Source organism: Protofrankia sp. CiP1_Cm_nod3 (assembly GCF_982290655.1).
Window position 1 is genome coordinate 34299 of the sequence record NZ_CEVIVD010000044.1, and the last position, 4462, is coordinate 38760.

Below are 4462 nucleotides of genomic sequence, written 5' to 3' on the forward strand. Positions count from 1 at the left end.
CGCCGTGGCGGAGGCCAACCGCTTCGCCACGGCGAAGGGGCGGCCCCGCCGCAGCGGAACCGCCCCTTCGTGGTGGACCTGTCGCCCTGCCCGCTCGCTCCTACTCGCTGGACTTGGCCAGATCGATCGGAGGGGCGTCGGGGACCTGGGTGGGCTTCGGTTCGCCGCGGAAGACGAACTTCGCCGCCTCGCCCTCGCCCTCGACGTCGCCGACCACGATCTCGCCGGGCTTGAGCGTCCCGTACAGGATCTTCTCGGACAGGACGTCCTCGATCTCCCGCTGGATCGTCCGGCGCAGCGGCCGGGCGCCGAGCACCGGGTCGTAGCCCTTCTTGGCCAGCAGCGCCTTCGCCGCCGGGGTGAGCTCGAGCGCCATGTCCTTGTTCTTCAACTGGACGTCCACTCGGGCCAGCATGAGGTCGACGATCTGGATGATCTCGGCCTCGGACAGCTGGTGGAAGACGATGATGTCGTCGATCCGGTTGAGGAACTCGGGCCGGAAGTGCTGCTTGAGCTCGTCCTGGACCTTCGCCTTCATCCGCTCGTAGTCGATGGCGCCCGCGCCGGTCGCGAACCCGATGCCCGGGCCCTTGGAGATGTCCCGGGTGCCCAGGTTCGAGGTCATGATCAGGACGGTGTTCTTGAAGTCGACCAGCCGGCCCTGCGAGTCGGTCAGCCGGCCGTCCTCCAGGATCTGCAGGAGGGTGTTGAACACGTCCGGGTGCGCCTTCTCGACCTCGTCGAACAGCACGACCGAGAACGGCTTGCGCCGGACCCGCTCGGTGAGCTGGCCGCCCTCCTCGTAGCCGACGTAGCCGGGCGGGGAGCCCACCAGCCGGGAGACGGTGTGCTTCTCCATGTACTCGGACATGTCGAGCTGGATCAGCGCGTCCTCGTCGCCGAAGAGGAACTCCGCCAGCGTCTTGGACAGCTCGGTCTTACCGACACCGGACGGGCCGGCGAAGATGAACGAACCGCCGGGACGCTTCGGGTCCTTCAGGCCCGCCCGGGTACGCCGGATCGCCTGGGAGACAGCCTTGATCGCCTGCTGCTGGCCGATGACACGGCGGTGCAGCTCGTCCTCCATGCGCAGGAGGCGGGCGGTCTCCTCCTCGGTGAGCTTGAACACCGGGATGCCCGTCCAGATCGCCAGGACCTCGGCGATCTCCTCGTCCCCGACCTCGGCGACGACGTCCATGTCGCCGGCCTTCCACTCCTTCTCCCGCTTGGCCTTCTCCGCCAGCAGGGTCTTCTCCCGGTCGCGCAGGGACGCGGCCTTCTCGAAGTCCTGCGCGTCGATCGCGGACTCCTTGTCCCGGCGGACGTTTGCGATGCGCTCGTCGAACTCGCGCAGGTCCGGCGGAGCGGTCATCCGGCGGATGCGCATCCGCGAGCCGGCCTCGTCGATGAGGTCGATCGCCTTGTCCGGCAGGAACCGGTCGGAGATGTAGCGGTCGGCCAGGGACGCTGCCGCGACCAGTGCGGCGTCGGTGATCGACACGCGGTGGTGCGCCTCGTAGCGGTCCCGCAGGCCCTTGAGGATCTCGATGGTGTGCGCCACCGACGGCTCCGCGACCTGGATCGGCTGGAACCGCCGCTCGAGCGCGGCGTCCTTCTCCAGGTGCTTGCGGTACTCGTCGAGGGTGGTGGCACCGATCGTCTGCAGCTCGCCGCGGGCCAGCATCGGCTTGAGGATGGACGCGGCGTCGATCGCGCCCTCGGCGGCACCCGCGCCGACGAGCGTGTGCAGCTCGTCGATGAACAGGATGATGTCGCCGCGGGTGCGGATCTCCTTGAGGACCTTCTTCAGCCGCTCCTCGAAGTCACCGCGGTAGCGGGACCCGGCGACCAGCGCGCCGAGGTCGAGCGTGTACAGCTGCTTGTCCTTGAGCGTCTCGGGCACCTCGCCCTTGACGATCGCCTGGGCCAGCCCCTCGACCACGGCGGTCTTGCCGACGCCGGGCTCCCCGATCAGGACCGGGTTGTTCTTGGTCCGGCGCGACAGCACCTGCATGACGCGCTCGATCTCCTTCTCGCGCCCGATCACCGGGTCGAGCTTGGACTCGCGCGCGGCCGCGGTGAGGTTGCGGCCGAACTGGTCGAGCACGAGCGAGGTGGACGGAGTGCCCTCCGACGGGGCGCCCGCCGTCGCCGGGTCGCCCTTGCCCTGGTAGCCGGACAGCAGCTGGATGACCTGCTGGCGGACCCGGTTGAGGTCGGCGCCGAGCTTGACCAGCACCTGGGCGGCGACGCCTTCGCCCTCACGGATCAGCCCGAGCAGGATGTGTTCGGTGCCGATGTAGTTGTGGCCGAGCTGGAGGGCCTCCCGCAGGGACAGCTCCAGCACCTTCTTGGCGCGCGGAGTAAACGGGATGTGCCCGCTCGGGGCCTGCTGCCCCTGCCCGATGATCTCCTCGACCTGTGACCGGACACCCTCGAGGGAGATGCCCAGGGACTCCAGCGCCTTGGCGGCCACACCCTCGCCCTCGTGGATCAGCCCGAGCAGGATGTGTTCGGTCCCGATGTAGTTGTGGTTGAGCATCCTGGCTTCTTCCTGTGCCAGGACGACGACCCGACGTGCCCGGTCGGTGAATCTCTCGAACATGTGCGCTCCTTCGAGCGGTGCGACCGACCACACGGCAGCCGGTATCCGCATGCTAGCTCCGCCGAGGCATGACCTCACGCATCGAACGGAAACCTACCCGCCGGCCCCGCCCTCTTCGTCGTGGACGGCGGACCGATCTGGGCGACCGGTCCACCAGCGAAGACGCCTGAAACAACGGTGGCGGACCAGGGGGGATTCCGTCCTGCTGTTCCGCCGAGAGCAGAACGAAATCTCGCGGTCACCGGGGGAGGCCTCCACCCGGCAGGGGTGAGTGGGCAGTCCCCGGCCAGCGTCGGCCAGCGTCAGCGGGTGGCGGCGGGTGGCGGGCGGCGGCGGGTGGCCAGGAGGCGCTCCGCCCCACCGTCCTGGTCACCGGCTCGGAGCGGCCGCGAAAAGCAGCCGCTATAGCGCTCCGGCGTCCAGCTGCCGCGCAGGGAATGGAATATTACTCAGGGTAATCATAGAATCGGTAAGCTATATCATGTGATGCGTGTCGCGCAGTCACTGTCTTCCGACGGAATGGCAAGGGTGCGCTGGGTGTGCCGGGCGGTCAAAGGACAAATGATCATGCTGTCGCCGTGACCGGCGGGGCCTTTCGGTCACTATATAGTTACCCGTGGCATCAAACTGTGGGCCCGCCGGCGTTTATCCGACTGCCAGTCCGCCATCGCCCTGCGTGTCTATCCACTCGCGCAGGCGCGCCTCGCGTTCCGAATCGGGTGTGAACGGGCACGTGGTGCAGTACTGCGAGCTCATCCGGTGGGCGAGGCAGCACGAACCCCGACGCATCGCCGTCTGCCGGCGTCCGCGGTGGACGAACTCGAACCACGCGGGGCGGGCCCGCATCGGCGGGCTGGCGAGGGCGAAGAAGGCGTCGGCCTCCACCCGCCCGACGTCCGGATCCCGGGTCACCCGTTCGGTCAGCAGGAACGTCCGGCCGCACTGCGCGGCCACCATGCCCCACAACGCGGACGGGCCCAGGCGCGCCCGCGCCCGCAGGGCCAGGACCAGCGGCTCGAAGTGCCCGACCAGGGCGGCCGCCAGCCGTTGCCGCAGGGCGTCCCGGTCGCCGGCCACGTCGATTGCCGCACCGATTGCCGGGCGGGCCGGCGGGCCGGTTGTCGGGCTGGTTGTCGGGCCGTTCGCCCCGCTCACCCCGCTCGCCCCGACGGCCCGCCGGCCGGCCAGCGGGCCGGGCCGGTGATCGCCCGTCGCCGGCAGGGCGGCCGCGGGCAGGGCCGGGTCGTCCGCGAGCACGGTCACACGGCCGGAATGAAAAGCCGTGACGTCGAACCACCCGCCGGGCGCGGCGTGCAGGGACATGCCAGCCGCGCACACGTCCGGCACCCGGCTGTGCAGCATGTACGCGGCGATGGCGAACCCGGCCACGCCACCGGCGTAGGCGCTGAGGAAATGGGTGGCCGCGACCTCCCGGCTGTACCCGTACACGTCGGACATCGCCCGCAGTTCCCGGTCGAGCGCGCCGTCGGCCAGCAGGTCGGCGCAGCACAGCCACCCGGTGGCGTCACGGCCCGGACGGCCGATGCGTCCCGACTGCCCGTCGAGCACCCTGGCGGCGGCTTCCAGCGTTTCCGCCAGCGGCGGACGGGCCTGTGCCGGCACGGTCCACGACGGCTGGCGCCCCGGTATCCGCCACAGGTGCTCCTCGGCCAGCGGCCACGGGTACTTCTCGGCCGGCGGAGCGTGCCGGTGGCAGGTCCTCACCGGGAGTGTCCGGTGAGCGTCGGCGTGCTGGGTGCGCCGTGCCGGTACGGCAGGCCCGGGATGCCGGGCTTTATAATGATCATAATGTGGGCGGGTGGAACCGGTTCCGGCGACGGGTGGGCGGTGGGCGGG

The 4462-nt window shown here is 70.0% G+C and carries 2 protein-coding genes; both read right to left on the reverse strand.

Annotation, left to right across the window (positions count from 1 at the left end; translation table 11 throughout):
• Window positions 1–100 precede the first annotated feature (100 nt).
• Entirely contained in the window at window positions 101–2605 is a 2505-nt protein-coding gene (locus AC5LUJ_RS11080) for an ATP-dependent Clp protease ATP-binding subunit (protein ID WP_250284109.1), read from the reverse strand.
• 645 nt (window positions 2606–3250) lie between these two features.
• Window positions 3251–4462: hypothetical protein (locus AC5LUJ_RS11085; protein ID WP_493464901.1), on the reverse strand; the 1212-nt coding region annotated here is incomplete at its 5' end.